Origin of the sequence: Gordonia sp. CPCC 205333 (assembly GCF_048537885.1) — a bacterium.
Lineage (GTDB): Bacteria > Actinomycetota > Actinomycetes > Mycobacteriales > Mycobacteriaceae > Gordonia.
The window spans coordinates 260,466-283,183 of record NZ_JBCLVI010000004.1; the positions used below are offsets into that span (position 1 = coordinate 260,466).

At 63.0% G+C, this 22,718-nt stretch carries 20 protein-coding genes; 10 read left to right on the forward strand and 10 right to left on the reverse strand.

The features are described 5' to 3' along the window. Nucleotides 1–83: 83 nt before the first annotated feature. On the forward strand, nucleotides 84–1,625 hold the full coding sequence (eccD, locus tag AAFP29_RS15725) for a type VII secretion integral membrane protein EccD (protein ID WP_419218332.1): 1,542 nt from the start codon (nucleotides 84–86) through the stop codon (nucleotides 1,623–1,625). A 17-nt stretch (nucleotides 1,626–1,642) separates the two neighbouring features. After that, a complete protein-coding gene (gene mycP, locus AAFP29_RS15730) occupies nucleotides 1,643–3,007 on the forward strand; it encodes a type VII secretion-associated serine protease mycosin (protein ID WP_419218333.1) in 1,365 nt (454 codons plus the stop codon). Nucleotides 3,008–3,042: 35 nt separating this feature from the next. Here the strand turns inward: mycP and AAFP29_RS15735 are convergent, their stop codons facing one another. Further along, entirely contained in the window at nucleotides 3,043–3,990 is a 948-nt protein-coding gene (locus AAFP29_RS15735) for a 4-hydroxy-3-methylbut-2-enyl diphosphate reductase (RefSeq protein ID WP_419218334.1), read from the reverse strand. Nucleotides 3,991–4,084: 94 nt separating this feature from the next. On the opposite strand from AAFP29_RS15735, the gene AAFP29_RS15740 reads away from it, so the two are divergent. The 3 genes from AAFP29_RS15740 to AAFP29_RS15750 are packed head-to-tail and all read left to right on the forward strand — an operon-like array spanning nucleotide 4,085 to nucleotide 6,362. Then, on the forward strand, nucleotides 4,085–4,864 hold the full coding sequence (locus tag AAFP29_RS15740) for a lipid droplet-associated protein (RefSeq protein WP_419218335.1): 780 nt from the start codon (nucleotides 4,085–4,087) through the stop codon (nucleotides 4,862–4,864). An 11-nt stretch (nucleotides 4,865–4,875) separates the two neighbouring features. Continuing rightward, nucleotides 4,876–6,144 carry an exodeoxyribonuclease VII large subunit gene (gene xseA, locus AAFP29_RS15745; protein ID WP_419218336.1) on the forward strand — a complete coding sequence of 423 codons (1,269 nt, stop codon included), beginning with the start codon at nucleotides 4,876–4,878 and terminating at the stop codon, nucleotides 6,142–6,144. Further along, nucleotides 6,141–6,362 carry an exodeoxyribonuclease VII small subunit gene (locus tag AAFP29_RS15750; RefSeq protein ID WP_419218337.1) on the forward strand — a complete coding sequence of 74 codons (222 nt, stop codon included), beginning with the start codon at nucleotides 6,141–6,143 and terminating at the stop codon, nucleotides 6,360–6,362. Before xseA ends, AAFP29_RS15750 begins: the two co-directional genes overlap by 4 nt. A 29-nt stretch (nucleotides 6,363–6,391) precedes the next feature. Here the strand turns inward: AAFP29_RS15750 and AAFP29_RS15755 are convergent, their stop codons facing one another. Continuing rightward, entirely contained in the window at nucleotides 6,392–6,979 is a 588-nt protein-coding gene (locus AAFP29_RS15755) for a DUF4245 domain-containing protein (protein ID WP_419218338.1), read from the reverse strand. 89 nt (nucleotides 6,980–7,068) lie between these two features. On the opposite strand from AAFP29_RS15755, the gene glpX reads away from it, so the two are divergent. From glpX to AAFP29_RS15775, 4 genes are all read left to right on the forward strand, one after another. Then, nucleotides 7,069–8,067, forward strand: a complete 999-nt coding sequence (gene glpX, locus AAFP29_RS15760) for a class II fructose-bisphosphatase (RefSeq protein WP_419218339.1) — start codon at nucleotides 7,069–7,071, stop codon at nucleotides 8,065–8,067. 51 nt (nucleotides 8,068–8,118) lie between these two features. Further along, nucleotides 8,119–9,819: a fumarate hydratase gene (locus AAFP29_RS15765; protein WP_419218340.1), complete on the forward strand. Its 1,701-nt coding sequence runs from the start codon at nucleotides 8,119–8,121 to the stop codon at nucleotides 9,817–9,819. A 97-nt stretch (nucleotides 9,820–9,916) separates the two neighbouring features. Further along, nucleotides 9,917–11,317: a class II fumarate hydratase gene (locus AAFP29_RS15770; RefSeq protein ID WP_419218341.1), complete on the forward strand. Its 1,401-nt coding sequence runs from the start codon at nucleotides 9,917–9,919 to the stop codon at nucleotides 11,315–11,317. 264 nt (nucleotides 11,318–11,581) lie between these two features. Then, nucleotides 11,582–12,265 carry a PIG-L deacetylase family protein gene (locus AAFP29_RS15775; protein ID WP_419218342.1) on the forward strand — a complete coding sequence of 228 codons (684 nt, stop codon included), beginning with the start codon at nucleotides 11,582–11,584 and terminating at the stop codon, nucleotides 12,263–12,265. 70 nt (nucleotides 12,266–12,335) lie between these two features. Here AAFP29_RS15775 and AAFP29_RS15780 read toward each other — a convergent pair whose 3' ends face one another. The 8 genes from AAFP29_RS15780 to AAFP29_RS15815 form a co-directional block, all read right to left on the reverse strand. Continuing rightward, nucleotides 12,336–13,205: a L,D-transpeptidase family protein gene (locus tag AAFP29_RS15780; RefSeq protein WP_419218343.1), complete on the reverse strand. Its 870-nt coding sequence runs from the start codon at nucleotides 13,203–13,205 to the stop codon at nucleotides 12,336–12,338. Nucleotides 13,206–13,426: 221 nt separating this feature from the next. Next, nucleotides 13,427–13,972, reverse strand: a complete 546-nt coding sequence (locus tag AAFP29_RS15785; protein WP_419218344.1) for a YceI family protein — start codon at nucleotides 13,970–13,972, stop codon at nucleotides 13,427–13,429. A 252-nt stretch (nucleotides 13,973–14,224) separates the two neighbouring features. After that, on the reverse strand, nucleotides 14,225–15,523 hold the full coding sequence (locus AAFP29_RS15790) for a PhoH family protein (protein WP_419218345.1): 1,299 nt from the start codon (nucleotides 15,521–15,523) through the stop codon (nucleotides 14,225–14,227). A 257-nt stretch (nucleotides 15,524–15,780) separates the two neighbouring features. After that, on the reverse strand, nucleotides 15,781–16,647 hold the full coding sequence (locus tag AAFP29_RS15795) for an acyl-ACP desaturase (RefSeq protein WP_419218346.1): 867 nt from the start codon (nucleotides 16,645–16,647) through the stop codon (nucleotides 15,781–15,783). A 31-nt stretch (nucleotides 16,648–16,678) separates the two neighbouring features. Beyond that, nucleotides 16,679–18,325 carry an MDR family MFS transporter gene (locus tag AAFP29_RS15800; RefSeq protein ID WP_419218347.1) on the reverse strand — a complete coding sequence of 549 codons (1,647 nt, stop codon included), beginning with the start codon at nucleotides 18,323–18,325 and terminating at the stop codon, nucleotides 16,679–16,681. 73 nt (nucleotides 18,326–18,398) lie between these two features. Continuing rightward, on the reverse strand, nucleotides 18,399–18,836 hold the full coding sequence (locus AAFP29_RS15805) for a MarR family winged helix-turn-helix transcriptional regulator (protein ID WP_419218348.1): 438 nt from the start codon (nucleotides 18,834–18,836) through the stop codon (nucleotides 18,399–18,401). A gap of 261 nt (nucleotides 18,837–19,097) precedes the next feature. Beyond that, nucleotides 19,098–20,375 carry a serine hydroxymethyltransferase gene (glyA, locus tag AAFP29_RS15810; protein WP_419218750.1) on the reverse strand — a complete coding sequence of 426 codons (1,278 nt, stop codon included), beginning with the start codon at nucleotides 20,373–20,375 and terminating at the stop codon, nucleotides 19,098–19,100. A gap of 85 nt (nucleotides 20,376–20,460) precedes the next feature. Further along, complete coding sequence (locus AAFP29_RS15815; protein ID WP_419218349.1) at nucleotides 20,461–21,660, reverse strand: DUF885 domain-containing protein; 1,200 nt, start codon at nucleotides 21,658–21,660, stop codon at nucleotides 20,461–20,463. A 106-nt stretch (nucleotides 21,661–21,766) separates the two neighbouring features. Here AAFP29_RS15815 and coaA point away from each other — a divergent pair, with 106 nt between their 5' ends. Continuing rightward, nucleotides 21,767–22,708 carry a type I pantothenate kinase gene (gene coaA / locus AAFP29_RS15820; RefSeq protein WP_419218350.1) on the forward strand — a complete coding sequence of 314 codons (942 nt, stop codon included), beginning with the start codon at nucleotides 21,767–21,769 and terminating at the stop codon, nucleotides 22,706–22,708. Nucleotides 22,709–22,718: the final 10 nt, after the last annotated feature.

The following is a 22,718-nucleotide window of genomic DNA, read 5'->3' on the forward strand; positions in this document are numbered from 1 at the left end:
TGTTGCGCCAAACGCCGCGCGGTGTGCACGGTTTGCGCTAACTTGGCCCGACATACTTTTCGGTGGGGAGGTCGAAGAGAACTATGTCGGTATCAACAACTGTCCTTGACGGTGCGGCCAGCACGACGAGTGTCGATGCGTTCGAGCCGCTCATCGCGCGCGTGTCGATCCTCGGCGGGCACACCCAACTCGACGTCGGGTTGCCCGCGGATATTCCAATCGCCGCGCTGCTGCCAACGCTGATCGAGCGAATCCAGTCACGAAATCCGTTGGTGTCCAATGATAGTCGCATCGATGACGATGATGACACGATCGGGCCACTACCCGATCCGCGGCGCTGGACACTGGCACCGATCGGGCGTGACCCGCTGCCAACCGAGCTCAGCCTGCACGACGCTGGAGTCCGCGACGGCGATCTGCTCGCCCTGCGATGTATCCGTGTCGGTGACTCGCCCGCGTTATTCGACGACGTGCTCGACGCGCTGGCCGAGTTGAGTAACGCCCGGTTTCGGCACTGGACACCGGACGCCGCGCGACGCGTCGGCCACGGTGTCGGGCTGGCCGCCGCCGCCCTCGGTGCGACATCACTCGTTGCCGGACATTTCGTGCCGCAACACGGACTTTACGGGTGGTGGCCCGGGCTCATCGCAGTGATCGTCGGCGCCGGGCTGTTGGTCAGCGCGCTGCTGGTCCGCCGATACCAATCGGATGTGCCAACCGTTGCGGTGCTCAGTTGGGCGGCGCTGATATTCGCCGCCGCCGGTGGGGCGTCTCTGAATCCCGGCCGCTTTTCCTCGACGACCGTCGTTCTCAGTGCGGCAACGGTTTTGGTAGTCGCGGTCGGGTCACATCGTGCGCTGGGGTGCAGTCCGACAGTGCATAGTGCGGTAACGACGGTCGCGATGATCGTGTGGCCCGCGGCGCTCTGCCAGGTTTTCATCGGTACGCCAGCCCAAGTGGCCGCCGTCGTTGCCGCGATCAGCGTCGGAGTGGTGTTCACCGCGCCTCGAATGACCGCGATACTGGCCAAACTGCCGTTGCCATCGGTACCGACAGCCGGGGACCGGCTTGATATTGACGAGATGGCCACCACGCCTATCGAGGGGATCGGCGCGGTAGGCGCGATCACCCTGCCGCAGGTCGACTCACTTGCCGCCCGCGCCGTTGTGGCGCAGGCCTATCTAACCGGCATCTCGGTGGGCGCTGGGTTCGTCAGTGCCGCCGCTGCGGCGATCGCCGCGACGCCCTGGTCTGGGTTCGACACGCGCGCATGCGGCTACGCAGCGATCATCGCGACAGTGCTGGTGCTGCGCGGGCGCTCCCATACCGACCTCGTCCAGGCTGGCGCGCTGATAGTCGTCGGCGCACTCTCCCTCCTAGTCGTCCTGGCCGGGCTGCTCACCAGTGGGATTGCCGCGTCACCTGACCGAGTGCTTGCCGTATTCGGCTGTGCGGCATTGATTTTCAGCTTTGCGATGATATTCGGCATCGTCGCCCCGGCACACGACTTTTCACCGGTCGCTCGACGGCTGGCCGAACTGGCGGAGTATCTGCTTGTAGTGGCGATCATGCCGCTGCTCTGCTGGCTTCTTGACTTGTATGACAGCATGCGGTCGTTACGATGATCCCGTTGTGTCCGAGAATGATTCGCCGAGGAATCGTTGCGGCCGCGGTGCTGGTCGCGGCAACCGCGCCCGGCCCGCCCGCGTCGGCGGTGACTCCGCCATCGGTCTTCGGCGCACCTCCGCCGCTCGGCGTCGCACCCAGTCCACCTGAGCCAACCGAACAACGCTCCCTGTGCGGGGTACCGATCGCCCGCGGCCGCATCTCCGAACCACCCGCCGCATACCTGCTGAACCTGTCGGGCGCATGGCAATTCAGCCGCGGTCGCGGACAGACAGTCGCTGTCATCGACACCGGGGTGACACCGCATCCACGGTTGCCGCGACTGCGCGGCGGGGGCGACTACGTCGGGCGGGGCGATGGCCTGTCCGACTGCGATGCCCACGGCACCATCGTGGCTGGAATCATCGCTGCCACAACAAGTTCCGCCGATTCCTATGGCGGTGTGGCACCTGAGGCGACAATCCTGTCGATCCGGCAGTCGAGCGGGGCTTTCGCAGTGCGCGCTACTCGAGTTGACGACGAACCTACCTTGGGCGGCGGAGTCGGGACCGTACGGACGCTCGCGGCAGCGGTGGTGCGCGCGGTGGAACTCGGTGCCACTGTCATCAACATTTCCGAAGTGGCATGCACGCAAAACCCGCGCGCTCTGAACGACGCGAGTCTGGGGGCCGCGATCCGATTCGCCTACGGCCGTGACGTCGTGGTGGTCGTTGCAGCGGGTAACCTGTCGTCGAACGGCGCTTGCCGTCAACAGAATCTCGCATCGGCGCCCGGCCGCGAATGGGACTCGGTTACCACCGTCGCGAGCCCGGCATGGTTCGCGCCGTATGTCTTGACCGTCGGCGCGGTGGATTCAAACACCGGTACGCCGAGCGGCTTCAGTTTGCATGGTCCGTGGGTATCGGTCGCTGCCCCCGGTACCGACATCGTCGGGCTGAGCACCATTCGCCACGGGTCATCGCTGATCAACGCCATTCAGTCCGACAACGGTTCCATGCCGATCAACGGGACTAGTTTCGCGGCGCCGTACGTAGCGGGACTTGCCGCGTTGATCCGCGCCCGCTTTCCGCATCTGCGTGCGGCACAGGTGATGGCCCGGATAGTCCAGACCGCGCACTCGGCTGGGGGTGACCGCGACGGTCAGATCGGCGCGGGCGTAGTCGATCCCGTCGCGGCGCTGACTCATGAACTCTCCGACGGTGCGACGCCACCGCCGAATCGGCGACCGATCGCCGCTCCCCCGGTGATGCCGACGCCGGACCCGTGGCAGCGCAATGCGGCACTAATCGGGGCCGGCACGGCGGTAGTGATTGTGCTCGCGCTATTGGGACTGGGTTTGCCCCATCGCCGGGTGAGGAAGTTGGGGCAGGACGAGTTCTGACGACGTTGGGATCGTTCGCAACGCTGCGTGGAAACTCAGTTCCGCGCCGGCCGCAATTCACGGGGCAACGCGAACGTCAGAGTCTCGTTGGCCGTGGTCACCGCACCGACATCACCGAAGCCGTGCTCGGCGAGTAGATCGACCACGCCGCGTACCAATACCTCGGGTACCGACGCGCCCGACGTCACGCCGACCGTCAACACACCGTCAAGCCAGGTCGGATCGATCTCACGCGCGTAGTCCACCAGATACGACGCGTCCGCGCCGTTCTGCAGAGCCACCTCAACCAGCCGCTGTGAATTCGACGAGTTCTGCGACCCAACGACGATCACAAGTTCGCAATGCGGCGCCATCGCCTTCACCGCGACCTGTCGGTTCTGCGTCGCGTAGCAGATATCGTCGCTCGGCGGATCCTCCAACTGGGGAAACTTCTGCCGCAGCCGCTTGACCGTCTCCATCGTCTCGTCCACCGACAGTGTGGTCTGCGAGAGCCAGACCAAACGCACGCCGTCGCGCACAATCACATCATCGACGTGGTCGGGGCCGTCGACGAGCTGGATATGTTCGGGTGCCTCACCTGCGGTGCCTTCGACCTCTTCGTGACCCTCGTGGCCAATGAGGAGAATGTCGTAATCGTCACGGGCGAATCGCTTTGCTTCCTGGTGCACCTTGGTAACCAGCGGGCAGGTGGCATCGATCGTCTTCAGACTGCGCGCCGCCGCGGTTTTGTGAACCTCCGGGGAAACGCCGTGCGCCGAGAAAACGACAAGCGCCCCTTCGGGAACTTCGTCGGTCTCGCCGACGAAGACCGCGCCCCGCTCGGTCAATGTGTCGACGACGTGCCGGTTGTGAACGATCTCCTTGCGCACGTAGACGGGCGCACCGTGCTTGTCGAGCGCACGTTCGACGGTCTCGACGGCACGGTCGACACCAGCGCAATACCCACGCGGTTGCGCCAAAAGGACCCTCTTGTGCTCAGACATAGTTCCTACGATACTTGCCATCGGTCTCGAACTCTCATCTCCGCAGGCGGGGCATCGGTTGGCTGTATCACACACTAATGGCAGAGTTGACCGCATGATCCGACCTCCCTACACCGCTCGCGTCGCCGCTGGCCTGCTTGCCACGGTTGTCGAAGAGACGAAGAAACTACCCACCTATGCCGTGACGCTGCCGATGACAGCCGTCAGCCAGGCGCTGCAAGCCGGCATGCGCATGCAGCAAAATGTCGCCGAACTCGCCATCAAGGGCGACACCGTTTTCGACGGTCTCTTCGGCCAGACCGAGGAACAGCCCAGCTGGGCAGTCTTCGACGAGGACGCCGAGGCGGCCGCGCCGGCGATCGATAAGCCCGCCCCGGCGTCGGCCACGAGAACACCCGAGCCCACGGGAGCGGCAGCACCGACACCCGCCGAGTCAGCACCGATCAAGGCCGTGAAGACCGCGCCTAAGCCGGCCAAGCGGGCACCTGCCAATTCGGCGGCCACGAAATCCGCTCCAGCAAAGGCTGCGAAGACAACCGCCAAACGAGCCAAACGAGCCAACCCGACAGCCACCAACGCCGCCGCGAAACCTACGGGTGACTCCCCCGCATCGACCGGCCGCTTCGCGCTCTACAGCTCCACACCCGATGACATCGCATCGACGACGCCGACCAAGAACGATGCCGCCGAGTTCGACGGCATCGTTGGCGAACTCGACTACGACGCCCTCACCTTGGCTCAATTGCGTGCGAAACTCCGCACCATCGAACTCGATGACTTGCGCACCCTCGCCGAATACGAGAAGGCCAACCGCGCCCGCACTCCGTTCCTGACGATGTTGGAGAACCGGATCGCCACCAAATCCGAGAAGTAGCCACACCACGCGTGGCTGCATCGGATGCACCGAACTCGGCCGACAATCCGTGGCCGGTCCGGACTGTCAACACAAAGATCGCCGACTGGGTGCACCGGCTCGGTCAGATCTGGGTAGAAGGGCAACTGACTCAGATCAACCGCCGGCCGGGCACCCGGGTCGCCTTTCTTACCCTCCGTGATCCCGCGGCCGATATCTCCATCTCGGTGACCTGCTCGCCGGATCTACTCGCGCGCAGTCCGGTACCGCTGACCGAGGGCAGCCGCGTCGTCATGGCCGGGCGGCCAACGTTCTACACCGGGCGGGCGACATTGTCGTTGCGTGTCACCGACATTCGCCCCATCGGTGTCGGCGAACTACTCGTCCGCATCGAACGACTTCGTCAGTTGATGGCCGCCGAAGGACTCTTCGAGTCGCGCCGCAAACGGCCAATTCCGTTTCTGCCGAAGACAATCGGACTGATCAGCGGGCGCGCGTCGGCGGCCCAACACGACATCGTGTCAGTAGCCACCAACCGCTGGCCCGCCGTGCGTTTCGACATCCGCGACGCGCCCGTGCAGGGCCCGACCGCGGTACCCCAAATCCTCAAACATCTTGCCGCGCTTGACCAGAACGACGACGTAGACGTCATCATCGTCGCACGCGGCGGTGGCAGCGTCGAAGACCTGCTGCCCTTCTCCGACGAGGCTCTGTTGCGTGCCGTCGCCAACCTCACCACACCGCTCATCTCGGCGATCGGTCACGAACCCGATTCGCCGCTACTCGATCTGGTCGCCGACGTCCGCGCTGCCACCCCAACCGACGCCGCCAAACGCGTCGTCCCCGACGTCGCCGCCGAATTGACCGGCATCGACTCGCTTCGACGCCGAAATGCCAATGCACTACGCAACTGGCTGCACCGCGAGGAACATCGGCTCGACGGTCTTCGCCAGCGCCCGGTACTGGCCCGACCGACGTCCGTACTGGACACCCACCAGGCCGACATCGACCGCATGCGCAGAACGCTGCGCCGCGATGTGAGCCGCTCGGTGGATACCGCGCACACCAAGATCGAACATCTGTCGGCGCGACTCGCCACGCTCGGGCCGGCGCAGACACTCGCCCGCGGGTATGCGGTGGTGCAACGTCTCGGCGAACCGGACCACGACATCGACCCATATGTCGTGTCATCACTCGAGGACATGCCGGACGGCGCGCGGCTACGTATTCGCGTCAGCGATGGCGCGGCCATCTCGATCGTGACCGAATCAACCGACCCCACCACCGAAGGAGCACCGTGACCGACGACCGCAGCCCCGTCGAAGACCTCGGCTACGAGGAGGCTCGCGACGAATTGATCGACGTCGTCGCGACGTTGGAACGCGGCGGACTCGACCTAGACTCGTCGCTGTCGTTATGGGAACGCGGCGAAGCGCTCGCGAAGCGGTGCGAGGAGCATCTGGCCGGGGCACGGACTCGCATCGAAACGGCGCTGGCAGCAGAGGACGACGAAGACTGACCGGGGGCCAGACGGCGCTGGGATCCGTCCTAACCCCGCTTGGCTAACGGCGTCGCGGACTGCACCGCCGTGGCGAGCGTGGTCAGGTCGGCGTCGGGACCTTTGCTGAGCACCGCGATACGCACGTCACCGAGATCGGTGATCCAGACCTTAGCCTTGTCTCCGGCCTCGTAGGCAACCCACCGCCGGCCGTCGATCATACGCGTTCCGGCACCGAGCAACTTCGCCATGTCAGCGTCGGAACCACGGTCGGACAGGTAAACCACCAGGTCACTCTCATCCGCCCCGGACTGGGTCAACTGGATATAACTCCCGGCGTCGGTGATCCAGCCGACATTGCTCGCCATTGACGTTCCAACAGGTTGAGTTGTCCCCGAATTCGGTTTCCAGGTGCCGGGGACCTGAGGCTGGCGGATCGGGAACGACATCGCATCGGCGTCGGCACGCAGCGCCGCGGTCACCGCGAACGGCGGCGTCTTGTCGTCGCTGGAATCGCCCTGCAGGCCGACTGAACAGTTCTGCGATGCGAAAGCAACGAAGGCACACAACAGCACGAGCGGAATCAAAGACCAGATCATGTCTTTGCTGCTGTTGAGTATCCGCGGTTTGGCTGCCATGAAACGAGTATCCCAGGCCAATGCCATCGTGCTCAAAGCGGGATGAAAGGATTGACACGACCTATTCACGCGTATCAGGAGAGCCGCCAATGTCCGATTCGTCATCCAAACAAGCTCCCGACCGCAACCTCGCGATGGAATTGGTGCGAGTCACCGAGGCCGCGGCACTCGCCGCTGGCCGCTGGGTCGGCCGGGGTGACAAGAACGGCGGCGACGGCGCGGCCGTGGATGCGATGCGTGAATTGCTCTCGACCGTCTCGATGCGCGGCGTCGTGGTAATCGGTGAGGGCGAGAAGGACGAAGCGCCGATGCTCTATAACGGCGAAGAGGTCGGCAACGGTCAAGGCCCCGAGTGCGACGTCGCCGTCGATCCGATCGACGGCACCACGCTGATGGCCGAGGGGCGTCCCAATTCGATCGCTGTTATCGCACTCGCCGAGCGCGGCGCGATGTACGATCCGTCCGCCGTTTTCTACATGGATAAGATTGCCGTCGGTCCAGAAGCCAAGGGCGCCATCGACATTGACCAGTCAGTCGAGTGGAACGTGAATTCGGTCGCCAAGACCAAGGGCATCGAGGTCGGCGACGTGACCGTCGTCGTGCTGGACCGGCCACGGCATGCGGACCTGATCGCCGACATCCGTAAGGCTGGCGCCAAGGTGCGGCTCATCTCCGATGGCGATGTCGCCGGCGCCGTCGCTGCGGCCGGCGATTACAGCTCGGTGGACATCTTGATGGGCGTCGGCGGCACCCCCGAAGGGATCATCACCGCCGTCGCGATGAAATGTATGGGCGGCGAGATTCAGGGCAAACTGTGGCCGCGCAATGACGAGGAGAGGCAGAAGGCACTCGACGCGGGCCATGATCTTGATCGCGTGCTCGGCACCGACGATCTGGTCGGCGGCGACAACACCTTCTTCTGCGCCACCGGCGTCACCAACGGCGACATGCTGCGCGGCGTCACCTACCGCGCAAATGGCGCTACCACTCGGTCACTGGTGATGCGCTCCAAGTCGGGCACGATCCGTCGCGTCGAGAGCGTGCACCGCGTCGAGAAGCTACGCGAGTACGCGCGTATCGACCTGTAAGGCAATACTTACCGAATATCCGGGGCGGACCCGGCGATAGCATCACTGCTTGTGAGCACATCAGCCCCCGCTCCGGATTTTCTGTATTCAGATCTTTTGCCGATCGGCCCCGACGCGACGCAGTACCGCCTGATCACTACCGATGGCGTATCGAGTTTCGAAGTCGACGGACAGAAGTTCCTTCGAGTCAGCCCCGAAGCGATTACCCAACTGACGGCAGCGGCGATGCATGACATCAGCCACTACCTACGACCCGCGCATCTGAAGCAGCTGCGCAAGATCATCGACGATCCCGAAGCGTCCGGGAATGATCGCTTCGTGGCACTCGATCTGCTCAAGAACGTCAACATTTCGGCAGGCGGTGTTCTACCGATGTGCCAAGACACCGGCACGGCGATCGTGATGGGCAAGAAATCAGAAGGCGTGCTGACCGGCGTCGACGACGGCGAGTGGGTGTCCCGTGGTGTCTACGACGCGTACACGAAGCTGAATCTGCGGTATTCGCAGAACGCGCCGATCACGATGTACGACGAGCGCAACACCGGCACCAATCTGCCTGCGCAGGTGGAGATCTATGCGACCGAGCAGGGACCGAAAGGGCCGGAGTACAAATTCCTGTTCATGGCTAAGGGCGGTGGCAGCGCCAACAAATCCTTCCTGTTCCAGGAGACCAAGGCGATCCTGAACCCCAAGCGGCTACTTGAATATCTCGATGAGAAGATCCGCGCGCTTGGCACGGCGGCGTGTCCGCCGTATCACCTCGCGGTCGTCGTCGGTGGTACGTCGGCAGAGTTCGCACTCAAGACAGCGAAATACGCGTCGGCGCATTATCTCGACAACCTGCCGACTGAAGGCACCATGGCCGGGCACGCGTTTCGCGATCCGGAACTTGAGGAAGAAGTCTTCAAACTGACCCAATCCTTCGGTATCGGAGCACAATTCGGCGGCAAGTACTTCTGCCACGACGTCCGCGTAGTGCGGCTTCCCCGTCACGGCGCATCGCTTCCGGTGGCCATCGCGGTGTCGTGTTCCGCCGATCGTCAGGCACTTGGCAAAATCACGGCAGATGGCGTCTTCCTTGAACAGTTGGAGACCGATCCTGCCCAGTACATGCCCGACGCCGGTGTCGCCGAGGATATCGAGGGCGGCGAAGTGGTCGATGTCGACCTCAATCGACCGATGTCGGAGATCCTCGCGCAACTATCGCAGTACCCAGTTAAGACGAGGTTGTCGCTGACCGGGCCACTCGTCGTTGCCCGCGACATCGCGCACGCGAAGATCGCCGAGCGACTCGACGCGGGCGAACCGATGCCCGACTACCTGAAGAATCACCCCGTCTACTACGCCGGTCCGGCGAAGACTCCCGAGGGGATGGCGTCGGGATCATTCGGCCCGACGACAGCGGGCCGAATGGACTCCTACGTCGAGCAGTTCCAGGCGGCCGGTGGCTCAATGGTTATGTTGGCCAAGGGAAATCGCTCCAAACAGGTCACCAACGCGTGTGACGCGCACGGTGGCTTCTACCTCGGTTCTATCGGCGGGCCAGCCGCGCGACTCGCTCTGGACTGCATCAAGAGCCAGGAGGTCATCGAGTACCCCGAACTCGGCATGGAAGCGGTCTGGAAGATCGACGTCGAAGACTTCCCCGCGTTCATCGTCGTCGACGACAAAGGCAATGATTTCTTCACCGACCCCAGTGGCTCGGTAACCGTGCCACTTGGCGGGGTGCGGATTCGTTCGACGGAACGCTAGCCGCCTGAGGGATACCCCACAACATGGCGTCGCCGCCGCGCAGTAACGTGTGTGAGGACACCCTTACTCCAACCGATCGCCGAAGGATCGCCGCGCCATGACCGAACAGCAGTACCGCATCGAGCACGACACCATGGGTGAAGTTAAGGTTCCCATCGACGCGCTCTGGCGGGCACAGACACAGCGCGCGGTGGAGAACTTCCCGATCAGCCATCGGCCGCTGGAACGCGCACAGGTTCGCGCGATGGGGCTACTCAAGGCTGCCTGCGCACAGGTGAATAAGGACCTGGGTTTGCTCGACGCCGAGAAGGCCGACGCGATCATCGCCGCGGCGACCGAGATCGCCGACGGCAAACACGACGACCAGTTCCCCATCGACGTCTTTCAGACCGGGTCGGGCACCAGCTCGAATATGAACGCCAATGAGGTTATCGCATCCATCGCGAAGGCGAACGGTGTCGAGATCCATCCAAACGATCACGTCAATATGTCGCAGTCGTCGAATGATACTTTCCCAACCGCCACCCATGTGGCGGCGACGGAGGCTGTCGTGACAGATCTGATTCCAGCTCTTGAGCATCTGCATGGCGCGCTCGCGGAGAAGGCGTCGCAGTGGCGCTCGGTGGTCAAGAGTGGTCGCACTCATCTGATGGATGCGGTGCCGGTAACCCTCGGCCAAGAGTTCGGCGGATACGCACGCCAGGTCCAGGCCGGCATCGAACGCGTCTCCGCGACACTTCCGCGGGTCGGCGAGCTACCCATCGGTGGTACGGCGGTCGGCACCGGACTCAACGCTCCCAACGGATTCGGCACTAAGGTGACCGCTGAGCTGGTCAAGCTCACCGGCGTCGATGCCCTGTCGCTGGCTGACGATAATTTCGAGGCGCAGGCCGCTCGCGACGGGCTAGTCGAACTGTCTGGCCAGTTGAAGACCGTCGCTGTCTCACTGACGAAGATCGCCAACGACGTGCGCTGGATGGGATCGGGTCCGCTGACCGGACTCGGCGAAATCCAGCTACCCGACCTTCAGCCGGGCAGTTCGATCATGCCGGGCAAGGTGAATCCGGTTCTGCCCGAAGCGGTTACGCAGGTGGCCGCCCAGGTAATCGGAAACGACGCAGCAGTTACCTGGGGCGGTGGCAACGGCGCTTTCGAGCTGAATGTGTACATCCCGGTGATGGCACGCAATGTGCTGGAGTCACTGAAACTGCTCGCCAACGTCTCGCGCCTATTCGCCGATCGATGCATCTCCGGACTCGTCGCGAATGAAGAACGCCTCAAGACACTCGCCGAGAGTTCCCCGTCGATCGTGACGCCACTCAATTCCGCGATCGGTTACGAGGAGGCCGCCGCGGTGGCCAAACAAGCCCTCAAGGAGGGCAAGACAATTCGCCAGACGGTGATCGACCGCGGCCTCATCGGCGACAAGCTGACCGAAGATGAACTCGACAAGCGTCTCGACGTCCTGAAAATGGCCAACGTGGATCGGGAGCGGTAGCCGCGCCCTGCATGTGCCAGCGAGACGAGCCCTGCATATGGCCGGTCGAGTGGGCACGACGAGCGCCAGCGAGACGAGCCCATATCGAGACCCCGCAACACGAGCACCAATGCGCAGCAACAACACTCAACGAACGCGGTCTCGATATGCCCCGCGCACTCGACCAGCGTCGGCGGCCGTCACGCTCGCGCGCCTCGGTTCGCACTAGGCCTCTTGTCCGAAACCACATCAGCCGGATGACTGATTCGGCGTAGCGTCTGGGTCATGGCTCAGCTACTGCCCTTCCCCATCGATTTTTCCACCGCCCTCGTCCTGGTCGCCCACCCCGACGATCCCGAGTACGGCATGTCCGCGGCCGTTGCCCGGTGGACATCCGAGGGGCGAAAGGTGTTCTACGCCTTGGCTTCCAGTGGCGAAGCCGGCATCGAAGGCCTCGCTCCGACAGAATGCGGGCCGGTGCGTGAAGGTGAGCAGCGTGCGTCGGCAGCAGTAGTCGGCGTCTACGACGTCGAGTTCTGGGGATTCCCCGACAGCAGCATCTTCAATACGCCCGAACTGCGCGGCAAAGTCGTCGAGACCATCGAGCGCTCACATCCCGACATAGTCATCGCAACCTACGGTGGCCCCGAGTGGGCGCCCGGAGCACCGAATCAACGCGACCACATCGAATTCGCGACCGCCGTCGTCGAGGCATATGACTCGATGGACTCACCGCCGCGCTGCCTGTTCGTCAACGGCCCAACCCCGACCCACGCCGTTGAAGTGGGCGGTTTCGTCGACGCCGCTGTCAATTCCCTTGCCGCCCACGACCGTTACCTTTCGGTACTCGATCCCACGACTCCGGTAGTCGAGCAAGCGCGAGCTCAAGTGGCGATGATGGCGCAGCCGCGCGAGGACTTCGGCGGGGTGGTGGCCAGCTGTTTCGAGTTGCTGCGCGGCACCGCTTGAACCGGTACAACCAAACAGGTCCCCGACGCCGGAGCGCCGAGGACCTGTTGTCGCACAGAAGTATTGAAGTCTAACTACCAGCCGCGGTGCCAAGGATCGAAGGGATCAGGCTCAGTAGGCTATTCGCCAGTCCGGTGAGAATGCCGTTGGAGTTTGCGCCACCCGGAGTGGTGGTTCCCGGTGCGTCAGCAGTCGGGGCACCCTTGTTGACGCCAATGGTGATCTTCGGCTCCTTGGCCGGATCGAGCCAGGCGAGAATCTTCTTCATCGACGCCTTGTCGATCGCGACACACCCCAGGGTGGGTTCACCGTTGGTGACGTGTAAGAACATTGCCGACGCCTTGCCCGGGGTGCGCTGCGGGTTATGCGCGATATTGACCGCGTAGTCGTATACGGGCCCCGAGTTGTACAGGTTCTCGCTGTCGCCACCCGGGCTCTTGCCTTTGACGTGAGTGTTGTAGGTCGGCGACTTCATATTGGAGTCCCACCAGTCGGCGGTCGTCGCCTGGAAGTACGGCATCTTGGTGCCGGGATTCGCGTCGCGGCCAAAGGCCTGGTCCAGCGCGAAGGTGCCTTCCGGCGTGCGCGGTACGTTGTCCTTCGGTTCGCCCATGCCCTGCGAACCCAGGAACGCTTTCACCGGACCGGCGAATGTCGACCATTTGCCGTCGGCACTCTTCTCAAATGCGGTGAGCGTCGCAGTGGTATCGGTCGCTTTGGGCGCGGTGACCACGATCATCTGCGACGTCTTGCTCGGCGTCGCAGGCCCGTCTGACGAGCCGCCGATACCCGCGAGGGTGTTCAAGACCGTGTCGACCAGCGCTCCGCCGGTGTTGGCGGACGGAGCGGTAGGCGTGGTGGTCGGGGCTGCCGACGCGATGGCGGGCGCCGCGATGAGCGACACGATCGCCGCGAACACCACGAGTCCCATTAACCTCATTTGCCTCATAAGTAACTTCAGCACCACACAAGTGTGCCAGTGGTCAAGGCTCGATAAGTCACGTGAGGATCACAAGGCAGTCTTGATCTGATCACTGAGGTGAGCGATGGCACAATTCGGTGCCAAAATCCGGCCGACTCGATCGCCCAGGGACGGAAATCGCCCACAGTTAGATCGAGTTTCACGACAACTATTGTCGTGAACGGTATTTCAGCTGTGGCCTAGTCGCGGGATAACTCAGCACGGAAGCCCAGCTCGACTTCGTCAGCGACCTTCAGGGTGCCCATCATCAGCGAGAAAGGCTTCAGTCCCACGTCGCTGTGCCGAATGACGCTGGCCGCCGAGAGACTCCAAATCGCGTCGGCTTGCGAAGCATCGATACCGATCGATTGATCCACTGTGCGCCCACAAATCGCTAGTTGACCCGAGACAAGGTATCCGCCGTCGATCGGTTCGACACTGTCGCCCACATAGGCGATCTCGCGAAACTTCTTCGCCTGCAGGGTCTTTAGCGCGTTAGATCGCGCCACCACCTTTTCGGCCCCAGTTAGTGGAGTGACGCCACCTTCGCCGCGCAATACCGTCAGGGAATCCACGACAATCGACAGCATGACAGTGCTCGGCGCACCACCGATCAGCGTCGTACTGCCCGACCACGATTCAAAGGAGATGGTCAGCCGGTGCCCGGCCTTGGCGGCGGGCCCGGCCACTCCCGTGCGAAGGATCAATTCACCGTTGTGTGGTCCAACCGTCAGCTTCTCACTCACGAGGGCGAGGGTACCTGGGCTGGCGACCGACCACGGGGGTCTCGATACGGGCGCGTCTCGCTAGCGCTCGGCGGACCCACTCGACCAGCGATCAAACCGCGGCCCGCCAACCGCCAATCGAGCGCCCACCAAACCACGAACGCGGCCCGTCAACCGCTGGTCGAGTGCCCGGCGAGGCGTTAGCCGAGGCGGGTGTATCGAGACCCACCACATCCACCACGCTCACCGATCACTCGACCGACCGTCAAACCGCTATGCTCCGGGCGCGAACTCTTCCAGCATGTCCGTCACCAGCGCCGCGATCGCCGACCGCTCGCTTCGCGTCAGCGTGACATGCGCGAACAGCGGATGTCCCTTCAACTTTTCGATGACTGCGGCGACGCCATCATGTCGCCCCACACGCAAGTTGTCCCGTTGCGCGACGTCGTGCGTGAGCACCACTCGCGAACCAGTTCCCAAGCGGGACAACACCGTTAGCAAGACATTACGCTCCAATGACTGCGCTTCATCGACGATGACGAACGAATCATGCAGCGACCGACCGCGAATGTGCGTGAGCGGCAGCACTTCTAGCATTCCGCGGCTCAGCACCTCGTCGATCACTTCAGGCGAGGCGAGTCCTTCGAGGGTGTCGTAGACAGCTTGCGCCCACGGTCCCATCTTCTCGTCGGCACCACCGGGAAGATAGCCAAGCTGTTGTCCGCCAACGGCATACAGCGGCCGGAACACGACGACCTTGCGCTGGGTCCGGCGTTCGAGCACGGCCTCCAGCCCGGCGCACAGCGCCAGTGCCGACTTGCCGGTGCCAGCCTTACCGCCGAGCGAAACGATGCCGACGCTGTCGTCGAGCAACAAGTCCAGCGCCACTCGCTGCTCGGCGGACCGGCCGTGCAGGCCAAAGGCCTCGCGGTCACCCCGCACTAGCTGAACCTGCTTGGTCGCCGTTACCCGGCCAAGTGCCGACGCGCCGTTGCCCAGCAAGCGAATTCCAGTGTGGCAGGGCAATTCTCGTGCCGCGTCGACGTCGATGACACCATCGGAGAACAACGCGTCGATAGCTGCCGGCTCGACGTCGAGTTCAGCCATCCCCGACCATCCCGACACGACGACGTCCTGAGCGTGGTACTCATCGGCATCCAGACCCACCGCACCGGCTTTGACTCGCAGTGGAGTGTCCTTAGACACCAACGTCACATCTTTGCCTTCAGCGCGAAGATTCAACGCGCAAGCCAAGATTCGCGAGTCGTTGTCGTCAGTTCGAAAACCTGCGGGCAACACGGACGGATCGGTGTGATTGAGCTCCACCTGCATGGTGCCGTTCTCGGAACCGATCGGAATCGGCAAGTCGAGGCGACCGTGTTCCAACCGAAGATCATCGAGCAGGCGAAGAGCCTCCCGAGCGAACCAACCAAGTTCGTGGTGATGGCGTTTGCCCTCGAGTTCGCTGATGACAACCAGCGGCAGGACGACGTGGTGCTCGTCGAATCGTGTTACGGCCCAAGGGTCGGACAGCAGCACGGAGGTGTCGAGGACGTAGGTGCGAATGGTCACGTCAGGGCTCCTAGTGTGTGCGGCGCCCGCACACACGCTTTGCGGTGACCGGTCGGTTCTGGCTCTTTCCCGCCATCAGGCGGGAAGGGCGAGGACCGGGGCCGGTCCTCTCGCTGCGCTTTTCGCTACCACGATTCGAACCTTCCGGATGGACCGCTTCCCCGCAGTCCATCAAGGCTCAAGTTACGCCGACGCCCCCTACGAGATGAACTCGTAGAGGGCGTGTCGGCGTGAAATCTGGGTTAACCGATCCCCAACTAAACTGCGGCCAGCGCGAGGATTCGCTGTCGCGCGGCCTCGGCCTCGTCGGATAGACCATGCACGGTGTTGAGTTTGAGCTGATCGATCAGCGTTGCCGCGATCTTTCCTCTGGTCTCGTCATTCTCATAGTCGGAGATCAGGGCCCATTCGGCGTCGAAATCGCGGACGTCGGACCCGATCTGCTCCAGTTTCGCCAGCGCGTTGTCCACGGCGATGACCGTTGCCTCTTGATCAGCTACCAATCCTGCGTTCAGGAACGAGCCGAAGGTCTTCGCCTGCGCACCGTCGTCGCCTGCAATCTTGGCGAGGATCTGCCGGTAGACGTCGTCGGTGACCACCGACGAAAGCCGCTCGATGAAGGCGACGCACTGATTTTCGTGCACTGCCATCAGCGCCAGCGTGTCCAGCGGGCTGAGCCCGACGACTTTCTCGGTCTGCTGCCGGTAGCCCTGCGTCACGTGATGCAGTCGACGTTCTTCGGCGTCGAGCGGATCGATAGCGCGGGTCACCACGAGGAAGTCGCGCAACACGATCGCGTGCCGGTTGTCCTCCGCGGTCCACACGCCGACCAGCTGACGCCAGTCAGAGAATGCCGGGAAGTGGATCGCGAGCACGCGGTGATAGGACGGCAGGTTGTCCTTGGTGAGCAGCAGCGCCAGTGTCGCTGCGCGCTCTTCCGGTGACAACGTGCCCTGCGACGGATCCCAGTCGTCGCCGCCCAGGAAGGCGAAGTTGCGACCCGAATCCCACGGAACCCAATCATGCGGGTTCCACGGGGTCGCGATCTCCGCATGTTCCTCAGCGATCTCGGGGAGCGCCTTCTCCAGTGCGATGATCAGCTCGTCTTCCGGCAATACAGTCACGTCCGAAAGGATACAAGCCGACGGCGTCGAACTAAATCCCGGCCTTGTCGGCACCACGCACGCGAGTATCGGCCTCCGCTCTCGAAGCGACGGCTTCAACCTCGACAGTTGCCTCTTCGGCGAACGGCACTTCCTCGATGTCGACCGTCGTGCGCAATGGACGATTCGGGATGAACACCACGGCCAGCAGCGCGACCACCGCGCATACCGCGCCGATCAGGAAAATGGCTGCGGTGGCGTCGCCATACGCTCCGCGGACCACCTCGACCACCGGCGCGGGCAGGGTCGATAGGTCCAATGAGTCACCACTCGCGTGTGCACCGGTGATGCCGATCTTCGACAGTCCTTCGGTAGTCAGATTGGTCACGCGGGTCGCGAGAATCGACCCCATCACCGAAACGCCGATGGCACCGCCGAAGGTTCGGAAGAAGGCGACATTCGCCGATGCGGCGCCGATGTTCTGCACGCTGACTGTGTTCTGCACAGCGAGCACCAGGTTCTGCATGAGCATGCCGGTGCCGAGACCCACGAGGAACATGTACACGCCCAGCAACCACAGCGACGTGAGGTGATCGATCGTGCCGAGTAACCCGAATCCCGCGATGAGCAGTGTCGCGCCGCCGATCAGGAAGGGCTTCCACCGGCCGAAGCGGGTGATCAATTGCCCCGAGACCACCGAACCGCCGAACATGCCGATGACCATCGGGATGGTCAGGATGCCTGCCTCGGTCGGCGAGTAGTGACGTGCGGTCTGAAAATACTGGCCGAGGAATGTGGTCGCGCCGAATAGTCCGACGCCGACGGCCACCGAGGCGAGAATGGCCAGCGCGGTGGTGCGTTCGGTGACGATACGCAGCGGGATGATCGGCGAGGCCACCCGAGATTCGACGAATACCGTCGCGATGAGCAGCAACACTCCACCGCCGACGTACATCGCGGTTTCCTTCGAGATCCAGTCATAGCTCGAACCGGCGAACGACACCCAAATCAACAACACGCTGACACCCGAGGTCAGCAGAAGCGCGCCGAGCCAGTCGATCGAGACGTCGTCCTTGCGAATTGTCGCGATATGCAACGTCTTCTGCAGCAGGATCAGCGCGATAAGAGCCAACGGAACACAAACCAAGAAGCACCAGCGCCATCCAAGTGGGCTGTCGACGATGACGCCGCCGAGGATTGGGCCGCCCGACATCGACACCGCCATCACCGCACCCATGTAGCCGGAGTAACGACCACGGTCGCGCGGTGACACGATCGAGCCGATGATTGCTACCGCCAGTGCTGTCAGCCCGCCCATGCCAACGCCCTGGACGACGCGGCCGATCAGCAGGACCGGCACGTTATGGGCGATACCCGCGATCAGTGAACCAGCAACGAAGATCACCAGTGACAACTGCACCAGCAGCTTCTTGTTAAAGAGGTCGGACAGCTTGCCCCAGATCGGCGTCGACGCCGCATTTGCCAGCAGCGCAACCGTGATGACCCAGGCATATTCGGTCTGGGTGCCTTTGAGATCAGCGATGATCGTCGGCAGGGCGGTTGCCACGATCGTCGACGACAGCAAAGCGGTAAAGAGACCGGCGAGCAGGCCGGTCATCGCTTGTAACACCTCGCGGTGAGTCATCGTCGGTGAGCTGGCCGCGGACGGCGCGCTCATCGCGGTTGGAGCAGCAGACATTTGATTTCCTTCGTGAATTGTAGAAATAGCACTACTTGACATCGCGCTGACACTTGGAGGCACGCGACGAAATCTATTGGGAGAGGGCAGATCTCAGTTTCATGAGAGTTCCCAGAGCGGCGGTCGCATCGGCGTCGGACCACTGAGTCAACTTGGGTGCGATGCAATCGAATCGGCGGCGCATCGCGGCCGCGAGCGCAGCACGTCCAGCCTCGGTGATGCCGACTTGAGTCGCCCGCCCATCTTGATCGTCGCGGATGCGTTCCAGCAGTCCATCGGCGACGAGCTTGGATATCTGCCGGCTCAACACCGATTCGCTGACGAAGAGCTTGTCGGCGAGGCAGTTCTGCCGGACTGGCCCGGACGCGTCCAAGGCCCACAGCACACCGACCAGCGGCGCGGCCAACCCTCCGACCGCCCCGTCGGCGCGGGTGATGTCGGCGCGAACGGCACGGCCGAGCAGCATCAACTCGTCAAGCAGCGCAGCCACTGACGAATCACTGACAGTCATTGGATCACCTTTCCGATGAATTACTTGCTGAAAGCAACCGGTTGCATAGTGCAATTATTCCTTGGCCTCCGCGACTGTCGCTATGCGACTCGTCACATATCGAAATTTGTCTGCCGTGAGCTTGGCGTCAGCACGTCACTAGGAGATCGAAAAAAGACCTCGGCCCCGTCAGTGAGTTCAAAGGGCAATATGCCCTTCGATACCCCTGAGGGGGCCGAGATTCACGCCTGCCCCGGCTAGTCACCGGGAACTATTGAGAAGTCAGATGCGGCTCATCAGTCCCCACGACTCCAGGCCGTCGTAGAGCGGAAAGTCCAACGCCAAATGCGACACTCGCGCGCGCAGAGCTGAAACGTCCGCCGACTGCCCCGCTGCCAGCGCGGTACCGATGATGTCGGCGACCTCGGTGAACTGCTCGGCGCCGAAGCCGCGAGTGGCCAACGCGGGCGTACCGATGCGCAAACCCGAGGTAACCATCGGTGGGCGCGGGTCGAACGGCACGGCATTGCGGTTCACGGTGATACCGACCTGGTGCAGCAAATCCTCGGCTTGCTGGCCGTCGAGCGAGCTATTACGCAGATCGACCAGCGCGAGATGCACATCGGTGCCGCCGGTCAGCACCGAGACACCGGCCTTCTCGACGTCGGCGCCGGTCAGGCGTTCCGCGAGAATCTTGGCGCCCTCAATGGTGCGACGCTGCTTGTCGGCGAATTCTTCGGTGCCGGCGACCTTGAGCGCGACAGCCTTGCCCGCGATGACGTGCATGAGCGGACCACCCTGTTGACCGGGGAAGACCGCGGAGTTGAGCTTCTTGGCCCACTCCTGCTTGGCCAGGATGAGGCCCGACCGTGGCCCGCCGAGGGTCTTGTGCACGGTCGTGGACACGACGTCGGAATGCGGCACCGGGCTGGGATGCAGGCCAGCAGCGACCAGACCGGCGAAATGCGCCATGTCGGTCCATAGATACGCACCCACCTCATCGGCGATCGAACGGAATGCCTCGAAGTCGAGGGTTCGCGGATACGCCGACCAGCCGGCGACGATGACCTTCGGCTTGGTATCGAGGGCGATCTTGCGCACCTCGTCCATGTCGATGCGGAAGTCTTCTTTGCTGACTCCGTAGAAGGCGTTCTCGTAGAGCTTGCCGGAGAAGTTCAGACGCATACCGTGCGTGAGATGACCGCCGTGTGCGAGATCAAGACCAAGCAACGTCTCACCGGGTTCCATCAATGCCTGCAGCACCGCTGCGTTGGCCTGCGCACCCGAATGTGGTTGCACGTTGGCGAAATCCGCACCAAACAGAGACTTGGCACGATCTCGCGCGATGTCCTCGACGACGTCGACGTACTCGCAGCCGCCGTAGTAGCGACGCCCCGGGTACCCCTCGGCGTATTTGTTGGTCAGCACACTTCCCTGCGCCTGGAGGACGGCGCGTGGAACGAAGTTCTCCGACGCGATCATTTCCAGAGTGTCGCGCTGACGACTCAACTCACCATTCATCGCCGCCGCGACGTCGGGGTCGAGTTCGGCTAGCGACATCGAATTCACGGACGGTGCGGAGTCTGTGTCACTCATGGCGCCAAGTTTATGGTGGCCGTTGATCGCGACTGCTATCGGGTGTGGCTCATTCGGCGAGTTCCGCTCGCAGCGCGGCCGGGGTCAGCGGCTCATCGAGTAGTCGACCGAATCGCACCAACCGCTGCGATGCCGTCACCGCGTCGAGCCAGGTGTTGAGCAACCGATAACCCTCGACATAGGTGCTGATATAGGCCCGCCACAACGGCGAAGTAAGGAATCGAAGCATATGGCGCGATCGGGCCGGCGGCGTGAGTAGCCAGGTTTGGAGGAACTGTGCGACGGTGCCCTCGTCGGCCTGCCGATCATGGAGTAGCAACGCCGCATCCTGCCGCACCGAAAGCAGGCCAGCGGTTGCGCGGCCCACTCGCTGCGCACGCTCACCGTCGAACCGCAGCCCCAGGTCGGCGTAGATTTCCTGGGCCCACACACCCCAGTGCGGCCCGACGGCGGCGACCAGCGCGTGATCGGCCAATCCCTCTGCCATGAGGCACTGCGGAGTGTTCACCAGGAATATCGATTGTTCTTGCTGTCCCGCGCCCACCAGGAACTGCTCTTTCCGGCAGTGTTCGGTGTGATGCCCGGGATATGCCTCGTGAGCGATGAGATGCGGCAACGACGACATGTACTGCGTGAGATCGCCGTTGATGGCAACCCGCGACGAATAGTTGCCCAGGTAGTAGTTGAAACCCGACCACGGCTGGTCGGAGACCACCTCGAAGTCGACGGTCTCGTTGTCGGGCAACGGAAATGTGCTTCGCACCCGGTCACGTAAGGCACTGGCGAATGCTCGCACGCATTCTTCGACCCGGTCCGCCGGGATCTCGTCCCGACGTCGGTGGTCGGCATATGCGTCCGCAATGGCGACCACCGGAGCGTCGAGGACGTCGGCGAGTTCGGTCTGCGCGTCCCGATACACCTGCGGATCGGCCAGTTCGATGTCGACGTCGAAATATGCACGCACCTCGTCGACGAAATTGATCTGGTCACCGGCCATTTTGCGGGCGGAGCATTCGAGCGCCGCCAGTTGCGAGTCGACGAATGCCGCACGCGCCGAGGGCAATTCGCCTGGTAGCTGTGTACGCAGGTGCCGCGCGCGACGGACAAGTTCGACGGGGTCGGGCCGGGGACCGGATTCGACGTCGGCCCGCAATCGCGGGTCGCCGGTATACGCATCGACGAATCCCGGCTCCAGACGGTCGAACGCCAGGCCGAGTCGCAGGTACTCCTCCACCACAGTTGTCTCCATAAGGCCTCCACGATAGCGACGCCGATGAGCCGATCACCGCTCCACGTGCCTAAGCTAGGACGATGTTCGCATCGACGACCTGTCCGTTGACCCCGCGGATGCGCTGATGGCACGCGACGCTACCGGGCGCGACCCGAGCCTCTATATCGAACTCGACCGCAAACAGTGGCGTGATCTTCGCCAGGCGATGCCGATGGTGCTCAACGAGGCCGAACTCGACTCTCTCGTCGGCCTGGGCGAGCAGATCGATCTCGACGAGGTCGCCGATGTCTACCTGCCGTTGTCACGTCTGATTCACCTTCGGGTGGCGGCGCGGCAACGGCTCTATGCCGCGACATCGACCTTCCTTGGCGAATTACAGACCAGTCGTCAAGTTCCCTTCGTCATCGGCATCGCCGGCAGCGTCGCGGTTGGCAAGTCGACGACGGCGCGTGTGCTCGCCGCCCTCCTCGCGCGGTGGGATTCGCATCCGAAGGTCGACTTGATCACCACCGACGGATTCCTGTTGCCCACCAACGAGCTTCAGCGGCGAGGGATCATGCACCGCAAGGGCTTTCCCGAATCATATGACCGCCGGGCACTGCTGCGTTTCGTCACTGAGGTCAAGTCGGGCGCGCGGGAAGTCACCGCTCCGGTCTATTCGCATCTCACCTACGACCGGGTGCCTGACGTTATGCATTACGTCCGCCAACCCGACATCCTGATCGTCGAGGGCCTCAATGTGCTGCAAACCGGCCCAACGCTGATGGTGTCAGATCTATTCGACTTCTCCATCTACGTCGACGCGAAGATCCGCGACATCGAAAAGTGGTACATCTCAAGGTTTTTGCAGATGAGAACCACGTCCTTCGCCGATCCCAATTCGCACTTCCACTCGTATGCGGGGTTGACCGACGAGCAGGCAACCGCCGCTGCCAGCGATATCTGGACGTCGATCAACCGCCCGAACCTCATCGAGAACATCCTGCCGACGCGACCTCGGGCAACTCTGGTGTTACGCAAGGATTCTGATCACTCCATCAACCGTGTGCGACTGCGAAAGCTGTAGTGCGGCGATG